Origin of the sequence: Glutamicibacter sp., from assembly GCF_035257265.1 — a bacterium.
Taxonomy (GTDB): Bacteria; Actinomycetota; Actinomycetes; order Actinomycetales; family Micrococcaceae; genus Glutamicibacter.
Genome location: NZ_DATEXC010000031.1, coordinates 48,469 through 70,824, shown reverse-complemented (window position 1 = coordinate 70,824; position 22,356 = coordinate 48,469). Strand labels below are relative to the sequence as shown.

The 22,356-nt window shown below is 54.5% G+C and carries 21 protein-coding genes and 1 pseudogene; 7 read left to right on the top strand and 15 right to left on the bottom strand.

The window, feature by feature from the left end; all coding sequences use genetic code 11:
• From VJ369_RS07650 to VJ369_RS07640, 3 genes are all read right to left on the bottom strand, one after another.
• Nucleotides 1-1,574, bottom strand: a 1,574-nt coding sequence (locus tag VJ369_RS07650) for an AAA family ATPase (RefSeq protein ID WP_324091495.1), incomplete at its 3' end; no start/stop codon positions are given.
• Nucleotides 1,571-2,041: an ABC-three component system middle component 2 gene (locus VJ369_RS07645; protein WP_324091494.1), complete on the bottom strand. Its 471-nt coding sequence runs from the start codon at nt 2,039-2,041 to the stop codon at nt 1,571-1,573. The genes VJ369_RS07650 and VJ369_RS07645, both read right to left, overlap by 4 nt.
• Complete coding sequence (locus tag VJ369_RS07640; RefSeq protein WP_324091493.1) at nt 2,038-3,060, bottom strand: ABC-three component system protein; 1,023 nt, start codon at nt 3,058-3,060, stop codon at nt 2,038-2,040. The genes VJ369_RS07645 and VJ369_RS07640 overlap by 4 nt, the downstream gene beginning before the upstream one ends.
• A 419-nt stretch (nt 3,061-3,479) precedes the next feature.
• Between VJ369_RS07640 and VJ369_RS07635 the strand changes: the two genes are divergently transcribed.
• Nucleotides 3,480-4,094, top strand: a complete 615-nt coding sequence (locus VJ369_RS07635; protein ID WP_324091492.1) for a recombinase family protein — start codon at nt 3,480-3,482, stop codon at nt 4,092-4,094.
• A gap of 761 nt (nt 4,095-4,855) precedes the next feature.
• Here the strand turns inward: VJ369_RS07635 and VJ369_RS07630 are convergent.
• The 11 genes and pseudogenes from VJ369_RS07630 to VJ369_RS07580 all read right to left on the bottom strand — a co-directional run bounded on the left by VJ369_RS07630 (nt 4,856) and on the right by VJ369_RS07580 (nt 15,102).
• Complete coding sequence (locus VJ369_RS07630; protein WP_324091491.1) at nt 4,856-6,367, bottom strand: hypothetical protein; 1,512 nt, start codon at nt 6,365-6,367, stop codon at nt 4,856-4,858.
• Between the two features lie 969 nt (nt 6,368-7,336).
• Nucleotides 7,337-7,870 carry a recombinase family protein gene (locus tag VJ369_RS07625; RefSeq protein ID WP_324091490.1) on the bottom strand — a complete coding sequence of 178 codons (534 nt, stop codon included), beginning with the start codon at nt 7,868-7,870 and terminating at the stop codon, nt 7,337-7,339.
• A 232-nt stretch (nt 7,871-8,102) separates the two neighbouring features.
• Nucleotides 8,103-8,609, bottom strand: a pseudogene (locus VJ369_RS07620) (Tn3 family transposase); the annotation flags it as partial.
• A gap of 41 nt (nt 8,610-8,650) precedes the next feature.
• Nucleotides 8,651-8,989: a hypothetical protein gene (locus VJ369_RS07615; protein WP_324091489.1), complete on the bottom strand. Its 339-nt coding sequence runs from the start codon at nt 8,987-8,989 to the stop codon at nt 8,651-8,653.
• 31 nt (nt 8,990-9,020) lie between these two features.
• A complete protein-coding gene (locus VJ369_RS07610; RefSeq protein WP_324091488.1) occupies nt 9,021-9,353 on the bottom strand; it encodes a hypothetical protein in 333 nt (110 codons plus the stop codon).
• Nucleotides 9,354-9,404: 51 nt separating this feature from the next.
• The gene (locus VJ369_RS07605) at nt 9,405-10,682 is read right to left on the bottom strand and encodes a multidrug effflux MFS transporter (RefSeq protein WP_324091487.1); all 1,278 of its coding nucleotides are present in this window, start codon (nt 10,680-10,682) and stop codon (nt 9,405-9,407) included.
• Between the two features lie 100 nt (nt 10,683-10,782).
• Nucleotides 10,783-11,850, bottom strand: a complete 1,068-nt coding sequence (locus tag VJ369_RS07600) for an amidohydrolase family protein (protein WP_324091486.1) — start codon at nt 11,848-11,850, stop codon at nt 10,783-10,785.
• Between the two features lie 2 nt (nt 11,851-11,852).
• The gene (locus VJ369_RS07595) at nt 11,853-12,398 is read right to left on the bottom strand and encodes a 3-hydroxyanthranilate 3,4-dioxygenase (protein ID WP_324091485.1); all 546 of its coding nucleotides are present in this window, start codon (nt 12,396-12,398) and stop codon (nt 11,853-11,855) included.
• A 10-nt stretch (nt 12,399-12,408) separates the two neighbouring features.
• Entirely contained in the window at nt 12,409-12,855 is a 447-nt protein-coding gene (locus tag VJ369_RS07590; protein WP_324091484.1) for a RidA family protein, read from the bottom strand.
• A gap of 1 nt (nt 12,856) precedes the next feature.
• Nucleotides 12,857-13,627 carry a 2-keto-4-pentenoate hydratase gene (locus tag VJ369_RS07585; RefSeq protein WP_324091483.1) on the bottom strand — a complete coding sequence of 257 codons (771 nt, stop codon included), beginning with the start codon at nt 13,625-13,627 and terminating at the stop codon, nt 12,857-12,859.
• Nucleotides 13,624-15,102, bottom strand: a complete 1,479-nt coding sequence (locus VJ369_RS07580) for a 2-hydroxymuconic semialdehyde dehydrogenase (protein ID WP_324091482.1) — start codon at nt 15,100-15,102, stop codon at nt 13,624-13,626. Before VJ369_RS07580 ends, VJ369_RS07585 begins: the two co-directional genes overlap by 4 nt.
• A 138-nt stretch (nt 15,103-15,240) precedes the next feature.
• Between VJ369_RS07580 and VJ369_RS07575 the strand changes: the two genes are divergently transcribed.
• The 6 genes from VJ369_RS07575 (at nt 15,241) to kynU (ending at nt 21,345) form a co-directional block, all read left to right on the top strand.
• Entirely contained in the window at nt 15,241-16,182 is a 942-nt protein-coding gene (locus VJ369_RS07575) for a LysR substrate-binding domain-containing protein (protein ID WP_324091481.1), read from the top strand.
• Nucleotides 16,183-16,516: 334 nt separating this feature from the next.
• Entirely contained in the window at nt 16,517-17,431 is a 915-nt protein-coding gene (locus tag VJ369_RS07570) for an ABC transporter substrate-binding protein (protein WP_324091480.1), read from the top strand.
• A 7-nt stretch (nt 17,432-17,438) separates the two neighbouring features.
• Complete coding sequence (locus VJ369_RS07565) at nt 17,439-18,416, top strand: amino acid ABC transporter permease (protein WP_324091479.1); 978 nt, start codon at nt 17,439-17,441, stop codon at nt 18,414-18,416.
• On the top strand, nt 18,413-19,207 hold the full coding sequence (locus tag VJ369_RS07560) for an amino acid ABC transporter ATP-binding protein (protein ID WP_324091478.1): 795 nt from the start codon (nt 18,413-18,415) through the stop codon (nt 19,205-19,207). The genes VJ369_RS07565 and VJ369_RS07560 overlap by 4 nt, the downstream gene beginning before the upstream one ends.
• A gap of 2 nt (nt 19,208-19,209) precedes the next feature.
• Complete coding sequence (locus VJ369_RS07555; RefSeq protein WP_324091477.1) at nt 19,210-20,052, top strand: MBL fold metallo-hydrolase; 843 nt, start codon at nt 19,210-19,212, stop codon at nt 20,050-20,052.
• A 54-nt stretch (nt 20,053-20,106) separates the two neighbouring features.
• The gene (gene kynU, locus VJ369_RS07550) at nt 20,107-21,345 is read left to right on the top strand and encodes a kynureninase (RefSeq protein WP_324091476.1); all 1,239 of its coding nucleotides are present in this window, start codon (nt 20,107-20,109) and stop codon (nt 21,343-21,345) included.
• A gap of 404 nt (nt 21,346-21,749) precedes the next feature.
• Here the strand turns inward: kynU and VJ369_RS07545 are convergent, their stop codons facing one another.
• On the bottom strand, nt 21,750-22,175 hold the full coding sequence (locus VJ369_RS07545) for a hypothetical protein (protein WP_324091475.1): 426 nt from the start codon (nt 22,173-22,175) through the stop codon (nt 21,750-21,752).
• Between the last annotated feature and the right edge of the window lie 181 nt (nt 22,176-22,356).

The window sequence follows — 22,356 nt, the reverse complement described above, 5'->3', positions numbered from 1 at the left end:
TCAAAACAGTACTCGCCCAACCCGACTGTAAAAGCCGCATGAAGGACCGAGCGAGTACCTTTTCCTCGACTTCCCCGCTCACGTCCACCGACGACCAGCTCCTGCGACTCCGGATCAATCCTTACTGTCTGCGCCTCCGGTATGCCCCAACTATTCAGCACGCTTCGAATGGTTTCAGAAAGCTCCCCTAGAACGGACTCATTAAGTGCACCGTGAATTGCCACATTATCGACCACCTCATTGGTGTCTATTGAGGTGAACATATTGATTCGTTCAACGTGATCAAAAGTGGATATTGCCCTCTCCAAACTGATTCTTTTCTCGGTCAGTTCTTTGAGCGATAGCGAATCCGGTGCCAGATCTCGATCCAGTCGTTCGATGCCTGCGTTCACGATGCGGAGGCTTTCTTCCACTTGCACATACCTCTGGGTGCCAATGGTTTGCTGCTGTGTCATGGAACCAATCGTCTTCACTAGGTCGGAGCTGAGGTGTGCCGTTTTCCGCGATTCAGCTTCAAGAGCATCAGACCATGAACTTGAACCGTGGTTGCTGTCCACGGCATGATTTTGATGTTCTTCTAGTGCTCCACAAAGTATGCAGACCCCTGGTTCGAAGATGGTCAGTAACGTTCCGGCTTCCTGCATCATCGCCAAGCGAGCTAGGTCTGTTTCATATTGCTCTTGAAGCAGTTTGAATCTCTCTATAAGCTCACCAATCTCCGCCAATCGCTCTCTTAGTTCATTGTGCTCTACTTCCAGGGGGCGCAAATCTTCTATGAGCGTTGATCTTGAGTGCAAGAGCTGTTCTATGGAGCCAGCGATCTTATTTGTGGTGTCTACAACTCGGAGCAACTGCTCCCTAAGCTCCTCAACGCTGGGTATGTCGCCCATATCGGAAAGTAGATGGTGGACAATTCGGTCAACCATGGCGCGCTTTCCCAGTGTGAAATGGCGCTCGGAAGGTGGCGGGATTACTGACAGTCCAGAATCGTCTTCCCCCTGAAGTATTAGTTTGAAGACGGACTTCTCCACTGTGGCGTGGATTACTTGCGCCGAGGGCAGTGGCGGTGGTGTGAGAGATTGCATCCGAGTTTCGTCGATGACACACAGATGGGCCAGATCTCGAAAGCTGAGGCTGCGGACCACATTGCTCTTGTTTTTCCTTACAGAACGTTTGGAGAGGCCTATCTCCGCTAATAGGAAATTTGACAGATTGGCGAGGTTGTCTGCATCGTGCTTCGCGCCAAGCTCGAAATCGGCCGGTCCAGTTGGAACGTCCCTAATCGAAGACCGATAGCACCGAATTTTCCCCCCGGTAATGTTTCGGGCCAAAGTCAGTGGCGTTCCATCTGGCATCTTGAGACCCAGCAGCACGGTCCCGTAGTCCTGGATCTCTGGAATACGCCTGAGCTTTTGTTTCCCCAACATGTAGTCAATCGCATCGACGATGAATGACTTGCCTGTATCGGAGGGTCCAAGGATCAGCGTAAGTTTTTCATCGAAATCAATGGATACTGGGTCGGACTGTCCACCAACAAACGATAAGTGTGTCAGTAGAATTCGATTTGCGGTCACGATTCATCTTCTCCTAGCCAAGCATCAAACCGTGCCCTCCAGACCTCGATGGATTCTCGCGTCCAGGCCCTCACCTCGTGGTCATTCAATGGCAGGAAATTATCTACCGCCCAAGATGCGCGATCTCGTAGTGCGGAAACATATGATGATTCTAGAAGATTCAAGAAACCAGAGGCGTCGTTCGTCGCTTGGTATGCGATCCCGCCGCTCGTTGGTTTCACTTCAATCATTCCTCCGTTTCCCATGATTCTCAGTCCCCCACTCATTAATTTTCGTTTTACACTGAGCTCACCCACGGAATTGTTCCGATCCGGATGGATGCTGACTGGACCTCCATATGCGGAGCTGTGGAGGGCACAGTGGTCAATAATGGTTAGACGAGAAATATCAAGCGACTCGGGAAAGACCGCCTCGAGGATTGTTAGTGCGCGGATGCCATTCTCAAGCGGTCCATTGAGTAAAGTCATGGGGAGCTTTCCTCTCCACTCCAAGTCAATCGATTTTCGTTAGCCAAATGATGGCAGAGACCTTTTAGGTCCCGGGGCTTCGAGATCACCATAATGGCATTCGATGGGAGTACCAGACTTGCTGCTGTCGTCAGCACGGTGGTGAGTCGGGCCAAGCCCGATGCATGAAGGGCTTGTTCCATCTCCACGACGCTGTCGTAGACGTCCTGTTTGAAGCTCTCATAGATGCGTTCGGGAACTTGTTCTCTTGCTTGAACTCGAAGGTCCTCAGCACTGAAAAAGGCTTCACGTTGGCGCAACAAGTGATTTTCCGACCATTTGTCGGCAGATACTTCAGCAGCTGTCGTCCAAGACGAAGCATTCTTTTCATTGTAGATATCGACCAATTTCTGAATATAGACAGCCTCGCCGTCTAGCACGTCTGTTGGCGGTACTGTCACGTTCTCTCTACGACGCATGAGCGTTCCAAAACGTAGCACGTGGTGATCTGTGCTGCTGTGGACTTCCAGTACGTCTTGAAGTTGTTCGGATTTGAAAATGCTGTAATCAGCCATTTGGGCCAGCTGTGTTATCTGTCCTTGAGTGTCAGAAGGAAGGGCGTTGACCGGACACGTACTTTTTTGAAGCCAGTCGAGGAACTTGTCCTTCAGCTGATCCGGGTTATCAAACAGCTTGTCCAAGGAGCGAATACAGCCCCTCGGTGCTAGAAACCTGTACTTCCTGGGAAATGTGTACGCCTGGTCGACCACGCCGTGGAAGATCTTGAGCATTTCCGCGAAGGCGTCTGCTGCACCCAAGGGGGAGGCATAGTGCTTGCACTGATAGCAGTCCCATTCACCTGTCACACCGGCCGAAGTGAGTAGGCCCAATACATCGACACCGCGGTCGTTGGCACCGCCATGGCGTTTAACCTGGAAATAGTCGTTCTGGAGAGCGGATGCCCATTCACGGACGAAGACTTCCCATTCGTCGGGAGAATAAAAGTAGATAATCTGCTCGGGGCGCAGGGCAGTAGGCATCCCTGTTGTGTTCCCTAAAGAAGGCACGGCAGCGATTGGGGCGGGAACGTCGGTTAGTTCGTTCGTAAATGACATCCGGTTAACCCCGTCGTGTGGTAGCGGTCCTTCGCCCAATTACATCATGTCCTGTACAAAACTTGGTGGACGTTGTCACACTGCAAAAGTTTCCAGGTCGGGTTTTTGTTTGGACGCCCGCTGCATTTATAACTTGCATCCACGGATACTTTCTGCCACTCGCGACACTATTGAACGCTGTCGCGGCAGAATGTCATGACAATTATTGTCATGCATTGATGATCGAAACCCCTTTGCGTGACTTAGGATAAATAACGGGTAAAGTGACAAATTTCGGATGTGGTAGGAATTTTCGAATCTTTGTGTCACGTAAACGACCGTATAAATGACAAGAGGTTGAATCTATGCTGATCGGCTATATGCGAGTGTCGAAGGCAGACGGATCGCAAAGCACAGACTTGCAGCGGGACGCGCTTTTAAATGCCGGGGTCGAGGAGCGGAATCTATATGAGGACCATGCCTCGGGCAGAAAAGATGATCGACCTCAACTCGCGGCCTGTTTAAAGGGGATGCGCTCTGGTGATACGTTACTTGTGTGGAAGTTGGATCGGTTAGGTCGAGATCTGCGTCATCTGGTGAACACAGTGCATGATCTGACCGAGCGGGGGATAGGACTCAAAGTCCTCACTGGTGAAGGCGCTGCTATTGATACGACGACTGCTTCGGGCAAGCTCGTCTTCGGAATCTTCGCCGCCCTGGCAGAATTCGAGCGCGAGCTGATCTCAGAGCGCACTAAAGCCGGATTGGCTTCGGCACGCGCTCGTGGCCATCAGGGTGGCCGGCCGTACAAGATGACTCCGGCCAAGGTCCGGTTGGCGATGGCTGCCATGGGGCATAAGGAAACGAAAGTTGGGGTGCTGTGCGAAGAGCTCGGTATCACCCGACAAACACTTTATCGCCACGTTTCGCCGACTGGTGAGTTACGGTCAGATGGCCAGAAACTCTTGAATTCGAGATAGACAGGTTCATTGCTGAGCCTTTTGCCAGAGCGGAATTTTCAAGTCAAGTTAGACCACCAAGTCTTAGACCAATATCTTTTCTCCTTCTTCATGCTTAATCGGTTCGTTAATTCAAGCTACTTCGGGCAGCAACATCTTCTGCGGTAGACGGTTCTTTCTAAACCTCTCTATATGCTCCCCCATGCCTAATTCAACGCCTTTAGGCGTTGGGCATCCACGTTCGCAGTCGTCCCGAATCATCCCGAAATGCACGTCAGCAGGAGTATAAACTTCAACCCGTATGACAATGCTCAGTGTTATAAGCATGAAAAAACTGGCGCATAAAATTCCGGGCATGCTCAAACAAACCAAACCGCTCAGGGAATACCGGCATATACCTCAGCCCTATAGGACTGCCTTCGCGGTATGAGGCTGGAAGTTGGGATTTGAAACGGTGGAGGTATCGAGTGTGGTCTATCGCCGGGAAGCTCATCACCAGCGGTCGCCAACGCAGATTGTTGCACAAAGAATAGATCAACGGGTTTGCCCAGCGCAGGGTGGCTGGCCCGTTGAGAACTTGAGAGTTCAAGCGGTGGTCATTCGTTAGCTCAACAAAGAAAAGACAGTTCCGGCGTGTGGTGGCAGGCGCAAACGCTAGCGATATAGCGCACTTCGTCGTGCTAGAAATCAAGAATCCCACCGGATACCGGTGAGATTCCGGTATCCGGTGGGATTGGGACCCTCCATGAAATATCTGCGTTAACCATTCGATTTTCGCGCGTTTAGCGGATAGGAAGCATTCTTGATTTATTCATACCTTGCCTTCCACAGGGAAGAGTGAGGCAGTAGAAACTTGTGCCAGAAAGTCGATCCAGGTTTGACCAGGACCCTTTAAGGTTCGTTCGAGCATATACTTCATGATGAGGCACTCGCACCCGCAGGCTGATCACTTTCACAAGACCAGATCGGTACATCTTTATATTCGTTGTATGGCTAATCGCTCCAGCAACATTGCAAAGAGGATTTCCGATTGCGTGCTTGATCTCGACGTTTGCGTAGGTGCCAGTCTGTTTTTGCTTCGAAAATTTGATTCCCTTTGCGCTGGCCTGCTTTTGCCTTGTGAACTTATAGTTCTGGTCATACCCTTTCGATATTCCCACCTTGGCAATGTTATACATTTTTCTTCTTGCCCAGTCGACTTTGACGCCTGCCACGGTTTTATACGATTCGTAAGCAGAACCGTTGCTAAGATTTTTCCAACTTCGGTTGTTTCCGTTGTGGTACATAGTCGAATGATCAATACTGGTTAGGCGGCATGCCTTGGCATTAACATATTTAGGCGCGATGAAGGTGGTGTAGTAGATCTCAGTCCAATTGTTCTTTTTGGCTGCAGCTGGAGTTGCGAGGGGAACAGTGAGATTCGATGTTCCGTTTTCATCTTCGAGTTCAACACCCAGAGCTGTATTTCCGTCCGCACGGGACATGGTGATGGACCCACCTGTATGTGAAATTTGGGAAGCTGGCTGGGCAACTTGAAGCGTCGAATCGTATGTCAGGACTTGATTTACATTCACACCCGCGGGCGTGGCGACTGACAGCGCGTCATCGGTGGTCGCGATAGCTAAAAGTGGTTTCATCTGAGATGACGCTAAGAGGGTTGGGGTCACCTCAACTTCAGTCTCATGAGCCTCGCCATTAACCGGTACTTCATCAATGGGATCTCCTGGCTGCCACAAACTTTCCGGATCCTGTAGTGGAGCTTCCGGTTCGCTGGATACTAAGTGCACGTTAACCTTTTTGCCAGATAACGTCGTGCCGGAGTAGAAATTTTCTCCTGAGCCATCCCCAGAAGTTAGTGTCAACGGTATATTTCTGCCAAACCCATCCTTTAATGTTACTCCCGAGTCCGTGACAGTCATTGCGCCGATTGAATATACATAAAGAATCGGGGCGGTTGCTATAGGTGGAAACGAAAGGGTAGAGGCCGACGTGCCGAGCTGCGTATCGAGTGTTTCATCGGCTTGGTTAGAGTGGGGCGTGGGGACCGCAGTTGGCTCCACTGATGCCGAGACCTCTGATTCGCTATCACTCGCGCTGTGGGCTGCACTGGAATACGCTGGTACTAGTGAACTCGCTGCCAAGAAAATGCTGGTGAAAGCCACTACGGCGATTCGAAAAGCGGATTTCAAAGATTTCTCCAGATCAATAATGCTTTGATTATTCCAAAGCGATCCATTGATATTACCTTCCCCACGGGAATTCGCAATAGGTTGTATAAAATTAGGCAAAGCCACTTTTAGCTGTATGCCAAACCGCCTTGGACAGGGTAAGCTATCAAAATTCCGTAGATGTGAACTGTTCAAGTCCATTCCCTTCCAACGGACTAAAATTAGCGTTGGGAATCGTCGAGGTGAAATGAAATTGTTGAGTAAAAATGATCACGTCGAGGATACACCGAGACAAATGACACCGTTTCTAGGCAATCGTTTATTGGCGTGGGTAACTACAGCATTTTTGACAGTAGTGCTGTGTTTTGTACCTGTACTAGTATCGGGTAACCGTATTGGCATCATTGAGTGGGCTATCTGGGTAGGTGCACTTGTTGTTGCATCAACTCTCTTCTGTGTAGTACTTCCTACTTGGATCAAAAAGAGGAAGTCACTGCTCCGCGAGACATCATTGCTATTTATCGGGCTCTGCGTTTTTGATCTTTTCTGGAATTTCCTAACCGATTCGGACCTTTCTACTGTTGGAGAGTTTCTGTTAGAGTGGCTTGCCTTGTCAGTTCCTTTTTTCTTGATCTATTCACTAGCGGCGGTTGGGGTGACTGCACTAGTTGAATTCTGCATAGGTCGGTTTTCTACTGCGTCTAAACGGGCGAAATTGTAGTATCAAGTTCAGGGTTTCAAGTGCACGGACCGCTATTTTAGTGAGTTATACACCGGGAACGGACGCGCTACGGAACGGTGAAACCGTAGCGTCGTTTATTTTCTTTTTCACAAGCCACCTCAAATTCTGTGAATAGATGTAGAGACCCGCGGCTCCGTTGGGCATCATAAACCCAATGATGTTGCTCGTTCGGCGCTCGGTGATCAGCCTGGAATGATTTTCTGAGAATACGTTTAACTGGAAAATAACTTACTAAGCCAGTGGAAAGCTCTGCACGGCTCAGTGCTGGAGAAGAAAAACGCGGATTGCGCCCGTGCCTTCTTCTTCCGCAGGAGCAACACTCAAAAGGGTATGGTCTCGTTTTTGAGGTGACTTCAGTTTTCCGTTATTTCTTGGTGCTCTTTTATTCTGCGGTAGGGCGTGACGCGGGACATTCCTATATCCCTGGCGATTTGGGTTGCTGGTTCAACGGCTTGGATGAGTTTTGGCGCGGTGTGATGGCGGATCTGCGAGTTGGTGAAGGTGCGGCTTTTGATCTCTAACTCCATTTGGGCCAGAGCTGCCATGGCGGTGAAGACCATAGCTCCAGTGGGTGTTTTGGTGTCAACGTCGCCGCCGAGATTCAGAATGCGCAGTTCAATATTTCGAGTGCGAAGTTCTTCGGCGAGGTCGAGTATTTTTTGGGTCGAACGTCCCAGCTGATCCAAGGTAGTTATCACGAGGTTGTCATCTGGCTGGAGTGCATCGAGAGCTTTGTCGAGTCCAGGACGTTTGGTCAGCGCTCCGGAGCGGCCTTGGTTGATATAGAGGTCATCATGTCTGGCTCTGGCGGCACGGAGATCTTGGATTTGCCGGTCAGTGTCTTGCGCTTTGGTTGATACGCGAGCGTATCCGATCAGTTCGGTCATGGAATCTGTGAAAGTGTCTCGCAACTAATGGTCTTGACATCATGTCTATGACATTGGTTGCAACACATCGTTGCGAGAATTTAGGACCAGTGAGTTTTCAAGGATTTTCAGCTGGGGGAGTGACGCCCGATGAGACGTCTTACAACCCATGGCTTGTAAGACAGGTAGGGATATTTGCCGTGCAGATGAGTCAGCTTCCGGGCGCGGTTGGACCTCGGAATGGTCGTAGCCCTTAAAGTGTAGGTGCGGTGAACGCGTAGAGGCCCCGCATGTTGATGTGAGCATCGACCAGCGGGGACAACCTCGCTACATCATCTTCCTCGTTTTCATGCAGTTCAGTGATGATGGCATCTGTTTATTTGGTGTTCCAAAGCACGGCGGCGTTAAACACCAGCCCCAGCGCGCCGAGCTGGTCTTACTACCCCTCGCGGTAACGCTGGTAACTCTGCCCGCGCCTACCGTGGGAAATTGCCCGGGCTAGACGATGACGTGACTCCTGCACAGTGAGCTGGGAGTTGATGGCCCGCCGGTAGGTCTCATCGGTCGGGTCGATCAGGGACAACAAATGAAGGGTATTTGCGATGTGACCATACTCGATGACCGCTGCCCCGAGCGATGACGGGGAACCATTATCATGGGTGAACATGCGTAGCAGGTCGTACGCGCGCGCCGACCCCGTAACCAGGGAAGCGGCCACACGGGTCATGTCGTCCCCGTTCGTAGTGATCTTTTCCAGGTCGTCCGGGACTCCGAGGGCCTTGAAGACTGTTTGTTGGGAACTCAGGTCCTGTTGGTTGGTGGAGACGCGGGCGTACCCGAACATGCGCGGTGACATGGTTCGAATGTAACGTTTGTGTCACCTGAGCGGGACGGTTTTGCGAGCGGGTCCGTCGAGTGCCCATCAATCAGCAAGGTGCACTGGACGGAACTCAGGTCTGAAACGTCGACGTCCGGTGGCGTGGTTCCTACGGCGATGGCGCCGCAGGAGGCGTTGTCGGCCACGGTATCCACCAAGCGAATGTCCCAGTTGACGATGCGCGAGTCGATGATCTCGATGGCCGCGTACACCTCGCCAATGGCTGCCGCAGCCTGTTCACGGGTCACACCCGGGCCGGACAACGCTTCCTTGAGGACAAAACCGAATTCTGGTTCAACCTTGGGGGGGGGAGATGAACGAGGCGGCAGCGATCTGTGCGTCCTCGTGGTGCACCATGTCGCTGAAGAAGAAACCAAAGTCGGGGGAATCCACACCGAGCTGCTTCTGCATGGCGAGTGAGGTCAGTCCAACCTTGCGTCCGGCCAGCACGCGTCCGGCGGTTACATGAGCGCGCAATTGGGTGTCTTGGATCCGGTACGCGTCGGAAACATCCATGGCTTCGACGCGGTCGCGCAGCGGGTCAATCGGTTTCAGGGTCTCGGTGGCGGTCAGCAGGTCCGCGGCCATGGAATCAAGCAGTTTCGTGCGTTCGGTCGAGGGTTTCACACGGTCTCCATTCAGTGTTTGCAAATGTTCGGGCTTGCTGTACTAGTAAGCTCAGCTTGAAGCTTGGCCCTCCGGGATCGAAGGCAGCTGATCACCTTCAACATTCTTGGAGCGCAGTGCATCAGCTCCATCTTCATTAGCTATTCGCAATCGGTGCTGAAGCGCTGTGAGAACTGCCGCGGTGGTGGCGGTTATGGTCATGACGATAGCCATGGGAACCGCATTGTATTCACCTGCAAGTCCCACCAAAGGCGCGACCATGGCCCCGAACACGAACTGTGTTGCTCCGAGAAGGGCAGATCCGCTGCCGGACACGTGTCGGACCTCTCCGAGGGCGAGGGCCGACGCGTTGCCCATAATGAAACCAACACTCGCAACCGCGGGCAGTAGCGGAATCGCTAGGAGCCAACGAGAGACGGGCATGACCGCCAAAACGAGGACGGAGACGGAGCAGAGCAGAAGAATCGGAACGGCGATGGTGATCAGGCGCTGTGCTCCGAACCGTTCCGCTAATCGCGACGATGCAAATCCGGCCATGACAAGCCCCAGAGCATTGATTCCGAACAACAGTCCGTAGCCTTCGGGTGAGAAGCCCATAACGTTTTGGTAAACGAAGGAACTTGCCGATATGTAGGCCATCATCGTAGCGAACGCCGTGGCGAAGATAGCCGTGTACACCAGATACCGAGGCACCCGGAATAGTTGGTTAAAACCGCCCAGAACGCTGTGTCGACGTCGCAACGCTGGCGGGAGTGTTTCGCGTAAAACCAAGATCACGCTCAAAAGCATCAGTGTAAATAGTGCGGCAAGGGTCGCCATAACGCCGCGCCAACCGAGCACCCCCTGAAGGGCGGCCCCAATGGACGGGGCGATAGCGGGAGCTATACCGGTGGCGGTAACTAACAGGCTCATCGTCCGGGCGGTTTGGGGGGACTTGGTTAGGTCCACTACGATGGCGCGGGCGATGACAACGCCGGCAGCACCGCAGATCCCCTGCACTAAGCGAGCGCCCACGAAGACCTCGAGGGTCGGAGCGAACGTCGTCAGTACTGAGGCCGCTATGGCGCCGATGGTTCCGACGATGAGCGGCCTCATTCGTCCAAAACGGTCCGAGAGAGCCCCAAACAGCAATTGTCCCGCCGCCATGCCGATGAAGAAGCCGGTGAGACTAAGCTGCACACCGGACGCCGTCGCAGCGAACTCTGATTGAATCCTCGGGAAACTCGGTAGATACAAATCGGTGGAGAGGGGGGCCGCGGTAGCCAAGAGCGCGAGCACCAAAAGCCAAGGAAGGCTCAGTCTGCCTCGGGTTCGGACTACTGGTGTCATGACAGCCGTCGAATCACACATTCTGATTTCAAGCTCCTGCCCCGGCTTCTCTCGCTTATGGATGCTTCCAAATCAACTGGCGACCGTCGTCCGTGGTGGCTCATGGTCGCGCCGTTTCTAGATTTTTATCTACCACTGAATTTGTCTCCTCCAAGCTGAGCCATCGCATGGCGTTGCCGCCCAGCATGGCCTCTCGTTGCGTTTCGGTGAGAAATTTCGCGCCTCGGATCAACTTTCCTGCGGGTTGTTCGCCGAGCGGATAAGGATAGTCACTGCCGAGCATGACGTTGCCATGTCCCATGATTTCCACCAACAACCGAAGAGATGGTTCGTTGAAGACCACGGAATCCACACTGAATCGGTCGACGTAAAATGAGGGTGGCTGTTCGGACTTGGCAATCAGATCCGGGCGGCGATGCCAGGCGTTGTCCATGCGCCCAAGCCAATAGGGGAACGAGCCTCCTCCGTGCGCGAAGCACAGACGCAGCGACTTGGGCAGTTTGTCGAAGCCGCCGCCGAGGACCAAGGACAGGATGGACAGGTGCGTCTCTGAGGGCATGCCCACCAGCCACTTCGCCATCCAACGGTCCAGACGTGGGGATTCGGGCATGTCCCAAGGATGGACGAAGACGGGAACGTCGCGGTCGGCGCAGTGTTGCAGGAACGCGATGATTCCCTCGTTGTCGAGGTCGAGGTCTCCTACGTGGTTGCCGATTTCGACGCCGCGATGGCCGTTGTCGATACAGCGGTCCAGTTCTCGGCAAGCCGCATCGGTGTCCTGCAGTGGAACCTGGCAGAACGGCAGGAGCCGGCCGTTGCCATTGGCCGCAATCTCCAAGGCGAGATCGTTGAATATGCCACTGACTTTGGCAGCTTCCCCGGGTCCCTTGTCATAACAGAAGAAGAGGGGGGTAGGTGAGAGCACTTGGACATCGACGCCGTCCTCATCCATCTCTTCCAATCGGACTTCTGCCTGCCAAGCGTTGTCCAAGAGGGGTCGGAACTCCTGCTCGCCAAGCATGATCATGGCGTCACGCTCACCGTCCACGCGCATCCACGGCCAGGGGCCGCATGCTCCGGTAGCCTCGCCCAGATCTGGCCAGCCTTTCGGCACGTAGTGGGTGTGCACATCGACCGTAGCTGAGCGGTGGTTATCCTTCGTTGCCATGTCTAGCCGCGCCCAGGGTGAACATCACCGCAGTTGTTGCAGGTGCGCGCTGAATCGGCGCTGTTGTAGAAGTTCTCGAATACCGGCGGGAGGTCAGCAACGATGTCACGGACCTGTAATTCGACTTCGTGAATGAGATTGGAGCAGTTGATGCAGTACCACTGGAATTTCTCGAGGGTTCCTTCTTCACGGATCCGCTCGATAACAATGCCGATCGAACCGGCTTCAGGCCGCTGGGGCGAGTGCGGGATGTTGCCTGAAAGCAGCCACATGTCACCTTCGCGGATATCGACCCGCTGGATGCCTTCGTCGGTGACGATGTTGACGTGCATGTTTCCCTTGATTTGGTAGAACCATTCTTCGTACGGATCAACGTGGAAGTCGGTGCGCTGGTTCGGGCCTCCGACGACCTGAACAATGAAGTCGTCAACACGTGTCCACATGGCTTTGTTATTTACAGGCGGTTTGAGGGATGCCTCGTTTGCGGCGAGCCACTGTTGGAAGTTGAATACGGGAAGGACGTTCGTCTTGCTGTGATTCTCATTCATGGGTTTACTCCTAGTCGATCTTCTTGTTGGTTTCAACGTTTACGTTTTGCGGTGTGTGGGCGACTGCTTGGATTTCAATGAGTAGATGCGGGTGCGGGAGCTGATGCACCGCTATTGTCGTGCGCGTTGGCCCATCCTCATCGAAGTATTCCGAGTAGACCTCGTTGTAACCGCCAAAATCATTCATGTTCACGAGGTACACGGTGAGTTGGACGAGGTCTTGAAGCCCCGCGTCGACAGAGCCGAGGATTTGTTCCATAGTCGTGATCACGGCGCGCGTTTGGGCACGAATATCCAAGGTTGTGACGCCGAAATCGTCAGCCTCGGCGCCTTCGAAGGTGTTGTCGGGACGCCGGCTACTGGTCCCGGAGATGTAGACCATGTCCCCCACACGTTTAACATGCGGAAACCGACCGCGGGGCACCGCTAAATGGTTGAGAATTTTGGTTTGGCTCATTTTAGGCTCCTTTCACATGCAGACGTACGCTGCCCAGTCCGTCGATGAACGACTCGACCCGAGAACCTGCAACCAGGGGGACAGCCGCCGTTGCCGCTCCGGCCAAAATTATCGCTCCAGCGTGGAGATCAAAGCCGTACGTTCGAGACATCGCTGCCAGTCGGGGGATGGTGCGAAGCGGGTCGCCAAGAATATCCGACGTCGAGCCTTCTGCAACCGCCGTACCGTCGATTTTCAGAGAGACGGGCAAATTGCTCACGTCGTTGTCCATCCCTTGCCAGCTTCCAATCACGTACCGGCAGGCCGAGGTATTGTCCGCAACGACATCAGGAAGGCTGAAACGGAAATCGCGATAGCGTGAGTCGATGATCTCAAGGGCTGGGGCAACGGCGTCGATTGCCCCCATCAGATCGGAGACATCGCTGCCAGCAGGCACATCCTTCCCCAACCGGAAGGCAATCTCCGGTTCAACCCGCGGATGTACCAAGCCGTCCAAGCTCAGGGTTCCGCCTTCTTCCACTCGCATGGAATCCGTAAGGTACCCGACAATCAGTTCCGATACGCCCATCTGAGACATTTTGGCCTCGCTCGTAAATCCGAGCTTTCTACCCGTGGCGACCTCTCCGCGTTCCGTGCGAAGTTCCAGCGTGCGCGCCTGCACGGCATACGCTTGGACAAGGTCCAGGTAGGAGCCGAACTGTTCTACAGCGAGTCCGGTCCGTTGGGCCCGATCCAGTATGAGCGCTGCTTCCTCTGTGACTAAAGTGTTCATAGGGCTTCCTCCTCGGAAAGCTTGATGCAGATGTTGGTGGGTTCCGTGTAGAAATGCAATGAGTTCTTGCCGCCTTCACGCCCTATACCAGATAGGCCTGAGCCACCGAAGGGGGAACGCAGGTCCCGCAAATACCACGTGTTCACCCAGGAAATGCCCGTGTTCATTTGGGCTCCTACCCTATGGCCTCGTTCAAGGTTTTCCGTCCAGACGGAGGCGGCCAGACCATAACGGGTGTCATTCGCCAGCCTCACCGCTTCGGACTCGGAATCGAAAGGCACAAGACCGGCTACGGGCCCGAAAACCTCTTCTCGCATTGGCGAACTGTCATGGGACAAACCCGTCCAGAGAGTTGGCATGATCCAGGATCCATTGGCCAATTCTGCGGGCATTTCGGGGACCATGCCGCCAATGACAGCTGTTCCGCCTTCGTCTTCAGCCTTGCGGAAGTATGAAAGGACTTTGTCTCGGTGTTTTTGTGAAATGAGCGGTCCGGTTGTCGTGCCGGGGTCGGTAGGGCGACCGAGCTTCAGCATTTTCGCTTTCTCCACGAGGCCGGCAACAACTTCCTCGAAGACGGGACGCTGAATATAGACGCGTTCAGTGCAAAGGCAGACCTGTCCGGTATTTGTGAAGATCGATCTGGATAGCCCGTTGACCGCTTTCTCGATATCAGCGTCCGCAAAAACCAGCGCTGCGTTCTTGCCACCAAGCTCAAATGAAACTGGACGAACCGACGGAGCAGCTGCGCGCATGATGGCGGACCCAGTGGATGATTCTCCGGTGAAGGTGATACCGTCCACGCCATCCGCTTTCGTCAGGAATTCGCCCGCCGAGTTCTCGCCGAAGCCGTGGACCACGTTGTATACACCGTCCGGGAGGCCAGCCTCCTTCATGATTTCCCCGAGCAGCGTCGCCGTCGATGGTGTCTCCTCAGACGGTTTGACGACCACTGCATTTCCACAGGCGATTGCCGGCGCAACCTTCCACGTGAGTAGAAGCAACGGAAGGTTCCATGGGACAACCACGGCCACGACTCCAAGTGGCTTCCTCAACGCATAGTTCAAAGCCCTGCGCCCATCGGCGAACTCTGTCAAGAAGGAGTCAGCGCCGCTGGACGCAATAATGTCCGCAAAGGCCCGGAAGTTCAAGGACGCCCGCGAAATGTCCAGTTCCCGAGCCAGCGCCTCGGGCTTGCCAGTGTCTGCAATCTCAGCTCGCAGGAGATCTTCGCTCCGCGCTTCAATGCGCTCCGCGATCCGCCTCATAATAGCCGCACGCTGGCTTGCGGTATATCTGCCCCATGGTCCGCTCAAAGACTTTCGGGCGGCCGCAACCGCTTTTTCCACGATTCCGCGGTCGGCTTCCATGACGGAGGAAACCACTGTTCCATCAACCGGATTGATATTGTCAAAACCGCTGCCACCGTCCAGGTATTCTCCACCGACAAAATTGCGTATCAAGTCCAGGGCCACTGTTTGCTCCTTCACCTTCTGCCGAATCGGAAGTGTTCCGCTTCAGCTTCATCTGTTTCTAGTGTGAACTGCATCGCACATAGCCGTCTAATACGTAAACTGTTGATCTCCATAGCCAAACATGCATACCCTTGGGCAATGAAACCAGCTAATCTCATCGACGGTCGATTAAAAATCAGGCACCTCGTTCTAGTCATTGCCATCTCTGACCACGGCAGCATTGTCCGCGCGGCAGCACACTTGCACGTCACACAGCCGGTCGTGACTCGTGCCTTGAAGGAGCTGGAGGAACTTGTGGGCGTGGAATTATTTGTCCGCGGGCCGAAGGGAGTAAGGCCCACGGTGTACGCCGAGGCATTCTTGGAGCACGCTCGCGGCGTACTAGCCCACCTCCGCCAGGCCTCGGGGCACGTCGCCGAACTGGCCAATGCCACTGCTGGTACGGTCACAGTCGGCGTCCACCTCGCCGGGGGCAACCTATTACTGCCTCGGGCAGTCGCTCTACTCAAATCCGGGCATCCGCGTGTCAATGTCATCATCAGAGAGGGATCACCGGACCGACTGGCAGCCGACTTGGCAGCCGGGGAAGTCGATCTGGTCATCGGCAGAAAGCGGCAGTCAACCTCACCCGACGCAGCCCATCAAACAATGCTCTACAGGGAACCATTCAGGATCGTTGTGCGTCGGAATCATCCGGCTCTTTCCATGGTCGATCCGTCGCTGGGAGACTTGGAAGGATTCCCTTGGGTATTACCCCTTAGTCAAACATCTCTTCGGGGCGAGCTTCTGGAACAGTTCCGGAACCAGGGATTGAACCTTCCGGAGAGTTGGGTGGAATGCACTGCGCCGCTAACAACCAGGACTTTGGTTGCTGAAACGGACTACCTCGCAGTACTCCCCGAAACGCTTGCGCTGGCCGAACCGCAGCTGGCCGTCTTGCCTACGCCCCTGACTGGAGTCAGCCAGACGATTGTTGCCACACGCGATGGCAGCTTCTCACCCAGCCCAAGCACGGCCCTGATGCTCAAAGCGCTCCGGCGGGTCGGCTCGCAAATGCCGGGGGCGGTATCGGCACAGTAAGGGTTGCAAATCGGAATACCTCGCTGCCGGCGTCGCAATGTGGTTTACTCCAAGGCCTAAACGCGCAAGTGCAGAGTCATCAGCGGCCAACCCAAAGACGATTTGGTGCCAGGAATGTTTTGGGGATCAGAATTCCGGTGATTCATTGAACCGTGACGAGACCCGCTAGGTTTTGTCGAATGTCTATTTGGGCATGGCAATGAGGCGAATAAGCATTTCCGAGCTATGTGCGGATGGTGGCACACTCATACTAGCGAGCTAGTGATGCGCGTCACCCACTTGACTGGAGTCAGCGGTTATTCGTGGGTTCGGAGGAAACGCACTGGAGGAAACAATGAAGTTCAAATTCGTGCAAGTAGCATGCGCTGCGGCGGCAGGCGCGCTGCTTCTATCGTCCTGTGCTGGCGCCACCGAGGCCGAAGAAGTCACCGGCGAAGGATCGGCAGTCAACGCTGTCAATAAGGAAGCGCCCCTCTACTCCGAGTTGCCGGCCAATGTCCGGGACGCCGGGAAAATCATAGTGGGCAGTCAGCTGTCATCCCCGCCGGTGATCTACTTGGACACTGATGCCAAGACGATCAAGGGCCTGAACTACGACATGGCAACCGCGCTCAGCAAGGAATTAGGCGTGCCTCTTGAGTTCCAACAGATCTCATTTGCGTCTCTGACGCCGTCCCTCCAAAGCGGCAAGATTGACGCCATTTTCGATATGTTTTCCGACACCGCCGAGCGCCAGGAAACGTTCGACTTCGTTGACTACATACATAACGGTCTGACGTATCTGGTTCCTAAAGGTAACCCGGAGGGAGTATCCACGTCCGGCGACCTGTGCGGAAAGACTCTCTCGGGTGTCCGAGGGACTTCCCTTGTCGCGTTCCTAGAGGAACAGGCAGCTAAATGCCAGGTTGAAGGAAAATCAGAACTCGTAATCCAACAGTTCGGTTCCGCATCCGACGCAAGGCTGCAGGTCCAGACGGGAAAGAGCGCGGCATTCCTGGGCCAGACACTGACCATGGGTTACTTGGCCGACACCGCCGGTGAAGGGAAAATCTTCGACGCCGTGACGGATGACTCCTACCCATTGGAATTGATCGGGATGGCATTCTCGAAAAAAGATAACGACTTACGGGACGCGCTGAAGTCCGCCTTCGACAACATCATGACAAACGGTACTTACGGCGAAATACTAGCCAAGTATGACCGAGCTGACTTGGCCGTTGAGCAACCTGCGGTCAATGGCGGAAAGTAGGTTGGTCTTGGCACATTCATTGAGCGACGCTAGATCTTCAGCAACGTCGGTCCCAGACCCAAACGATAACGAGAACCTGGCTGAGCAGAACATCGGCCGTTCTGCCGGATTACCCGAACTGGTGGCACCGCAGCGACATCTCGGCCGCTGGGCAGCCGCGGTCTTCGTGGTGTTGATGCTGGCCTGGGTTGGCTATTCGGTCTACACCAATCCCAGCATTGATCATGGTGCCATATCCGATTTCATGTTCAGCGGCGCCATCCTTCAGGGCCTGAAAACGACTCTTATCCTTGCCTTGCTAGCCGGTCTACTTTCGATCGCCCTCGGAACCGTCATTGCTCTCTTCAGGCTAAGTGGTAACCCCGTATTGACCGCAGTCGCCCAAGGGTATGTCTGGGTCTTCCGCGGAACTCCGCTTCTGGTTCAAATTCTCATACTGGGTAATTTCTCATTGTTTTATCCGGAATTGGCTATCGTTGTTCCGTTCACAGACATAACTCTCGTTTCCGCAGACACAAACTCCATCCTGACGATGTTCACCGCCTCGGTCCTCGCACTCGGATTGCACGATGCCGCGTACATGGCGGAAATCATTAGGTCAGGTATCCAGTCGGTGGACAAAGGACAGACAGAGGCCTCGCGCGCCCTGGGCCTGCCGGGCTGGGTGATGCAGACCAGGGTAGTTTTGCCCCAAGCACTGCGCGTGATCATCCCGCCGGCAGGCAACAACTTCATCAATATGTTGAAAATGACCTCGTTGGTCGCAGTCATTGCTGGCGGCGATTTGCTCACCCAAGCACAGAATCTCTCAGCCGCGAACCTGAAAACCATCGAATTGCTACTAGTCGCGTCGGCTTGGTACCTCATTGTTGTCACGGTATTCAGCGTCGGACAGATGATGGTAGAAAAGAGGCTCGGCCGAGGCTACAGCCGGCGCAGTAGTCGAACTGCGGTATCTCTCAGACTTAGAAGGATTTCAAAATGACCGCTGTTGTCGTCGCCGAACGTGTCCACAAACAGTACGGCACGCTTGAAGTACTCAAAGGAATCAACCTGACTGTCCATAAAGGTGAAGTCGTCTGTGTTCTCGGGCCCTCGGGCTCCGGAAAAAGCACGTTCCTAAGATGCATCAACCAACTTGAAGACATCAAATCCGGACATATATTCGTCCACGACGAACTGATGGGTCACAAGCCCTCCGCCGGACGACTTCACCGATTGTCAAAACGGGCAATAAACAAGCAGCGCCAAGGTATTGGCATGGTGTTTCAACACTTCAACTTGTTTCCACACATGACCGTGCTCCAGAATCTCATGCTAGCCCCAGTCAAAGTGGGGAAGGTTCCGAAGGAAGCCGCAAAAAGCTACGCCATGCAGCTACTGGATAACATGAAACTCGCTGATAAAGCGCATTCTTATCCAGCTCAGCTTTCCGGCGGACAGCAACAGCGGGTCGGCATAGCACGCGCTCTTGCCATGAAGCCTGACTTGATGTTGTTCGATGAACCGACTTCTGCCCTAGATCCTGAGCTGGTTGGCGAGGTCCTCGAAGTCCTGCGTGACTTGGCTAACGCAGGGATGACGATGCTGATCGTCACTCATGAAGTCGCTTTCGCCCGGGAGGTGGCCGACACTGTCGTGTTCATGGACCAGGGCGTCGTAGTGGAGGCCGGGGACGCGAAGGAAGTACTTGAGCACCCGGCCGAGGAACGAACCAAGGAATTTCTGCGCCGCACCCTTTCGCCCACCGCCTCCGCCCAGAAAAGGACTGACTGACGATGACCACGAAGCTTATCCTCCTCGGCACGGCTGGCGGTCCTACACCGAAGATCACCCGTAGCGCGCCCGCCCAGGTAATTCTCGTCAACGGGGCGGCCTACGTTTTTGACTGTGGAAATGGGGTAGCCCGCCAGTTGACGCTTGCAGATGTACCGCTAGTTTCGATTCGTGCTGTTTTTGTAACGCACCATCACTCGGACCACAATGCCGACTACGGAAATTTGTTGCTCTTGTCGTGGGCAACTGGACTGGACCATGAAGTGCATACCTTCGGTCCCCCTCCTTTGGCCCATATGGGCGCGAAATTCCTCGAAATGAACCAACATGACATTGACACCCGCATCGCGGACGAGGGCAGGCCGCCACTCGCTCCCCTGATCAAGATCAATGAGATCACCACAGGAGGCCTCATCTACGAGGACGAAAACATCCGTGTATCGACAGCACTCGTAGTCCACCCGCCGCTCGAGACTGCCCTTGCATATCGGATTGACACCCCGGATCGCTCCATTGTTATTTCGGGTGACACCGCACCATCACAGAACCTCATCGATCTGGCACAGGGCGCGGACGTCCTGGTGCATGAATGCATCCATCTGCCGGCTGTGGAAAGCATGATCGAGAGCGAACCTAACGCCACACGACTGCGTGAGCACTTGGTCGACAGCCACACTAGCTCCTCCGATGTCGGGACAATAGCAGAAAGGGCAAGCGTCAAGACACTCGTCCTGTCCCACTTGGTACCTTCGGATGAATCTGTGAGCGCGGAAACTTGGCGCCAAGCCGCGGCCGCAAACTTTTCCGGCGAGGTCATCGTGGGACACGATCTCCTCACCCTCTGATTCTGGGAAACACTCAAACATGAAAGGCACGCAAGAATGTACAACGGTTATACAATGACACGGGACGATTGCCTCGCTCTCGACCAACAGGATCCCCTCGCCTATACGCAGGAGAGATTCAGCGTTCCTGATGACACGATTTATCTAGACGGAAATTCTCTTGGTGTCATGCCGAAAGGAGCACCTGCCCGGGTTCTTGAAATGGTGGAACGCGAGTGGGGACAGGGACTGATCCGCAGTTGGAACGCCGAAGGATGGTTCGACAAACCCAGGTCGTTGGGAGACCGCCTAGCGCCTCTTATCGGAGCAGGCTCAGGGGAAGTAGTAGTCTGCGACTCGACGTCCATCAACATCTTCAAGGTCGTCGTGGCTGCACTCCGGCTTCGCCCCGGCAAGCGGCTCATTCTGTCTGATCAAGACAGTTTTCCCACTGATCTTTACATGATCGAGGGAGCGATGAGCTTTTTCGAGGACTACGAGAGCAGACTCGTCGACATGAGTTCCGCGAGCGGTCTGAAGCTGGCATTGAGCGACGACGTGGCAGTTGTGGTTCTCAGCCACGTCGATTACCGTACCGGCCTTTTGCACGACATGGAGTCCATCACAGCGCAGGTGCACGCCGCGGGAGCTCTGATGATCTGGGATCTGGCACATAGCGCAGGAGCACTTCCAGTTCAGCTTGAAGCATGCGGCGCCGATTTCGCCGTCGGCTGCACGTACAAGTACCTCAACGGAGGTCCAGGGGCGCCGGCGTTCGTCTACGCGGCCAAAAAGCACCACGAGCGTGCCATCCAGCCACTGTCAGGGTGGCATGGCCATGCCAATCCATTTGGTTTTGAAACCCGGTATGAACCAGCACAGGGAATCTCGCGGTTTATCTGCAGCACTCCACCACTGCTTTCTTACGCCGGGCTCGAGGCAGGACTCGATGCTTGGGATGGGGTGGATCTTCAGCATATTCGCGAGAAGAGCATGCGCATGACGTCCCTGTTCATTGACCTAGTAAGAGAACGCTGCTCCGTTTGGCCAGTGGAGATTTCTTCCCCGGAAAATTCGCAACTACGGGGTAGCCAAGTGTCCCTTCGCCATCCCAATAGCTACGCGGTCATGCAACGGCTCATTGAACGAAATGTCGTCGGTGATTTCCGAGCACCTGACCTAATGCGGTTTGGATTCACACCTCTGTACTTGAAGTACACCGACGTCTGGGACGCTGTGGAGGTACTACGCGAGACGTTAGCAGACGGCAGCTGGCAGGGTTCCCGTTATTCACAGCGTGCCTTGGTCACCTGATCGACGTTCAGAGAGGATGCCCTCAATTTCTTCGATATGACGAAGTGATGGCAAAGTTTCTGGTGCAACACGAGCCTCCGGTCCATGCGCCCGTAGGGAACATATAAGTGCTGGCCTGTCGGTTACGATGCGACCGGCTACCTGCCCACCCAAACTGGGCAAGTGATCCACACCGTGCAGGCCACAGCACGCACCACCGAGCTGATTCATGTGACATGGACCGATGACGCCGGGGAGATCCTTGGCGCGTGGTGCCCTGCGCGAAGCGTCATCTTCTAAACGCGACTCACAGGGCAACTGACTTCGGCAAGCACGCGATACCGTTCTTAGTATCTCCGAGGAGAGATAGAGACAAGACTCAATTAGTCTTGCCGGAAACCTTGGGGAAATCGCCAAGCAAGTTTTTAATTTGACGCGCTCGCGCCAGAGTCCTCTGCGCCGGAATCCGTAGGCGCTGATTTCTTCGCACCATCCGTACCGGGTCCGCCATCCTGTACTGCAGGCACCGCGGGAAGATAAATCTTCAACTCGGCATTGGTCAGCCCCAGACGCTCACCGATCGACTTCTTCGATTCACCTGTTGCCAGCATCTGGCCCACCACCTCCATGGCTTTACGCGCAGAGGTGGCCTTCTTCTGCTGCGCGACCGTACGAAGTTCCGCAATCTTCTGCTCGGTGTCTTCGTCGATCTTGGCGAGCTGATCTTCGTGGACGAAGAACCCCGCCGCCAGCTCGATGAGCTCCTCATTGCGGCGAGTGATCTCCTCAGCTTTCGCCCGTGCTTTCTCTCTTGCGGCCAACGCTGCAGAGGATTTGCGTGGCTTACTCATCAACGATTCGTTCCTTCATCATTCGACAACAACTTTTTGGCGAGGGGACACCCCTCGCGCACCCCCGGCCACAAACGATCACGGGCTTCGCTACGCCCAGGCTCTGTCCCGCGTGGACTCTCCCACCTGGGGACGGCTTTGAGATCGCAGGGCATCTCCACCCGCCCACACGTGGAAAACT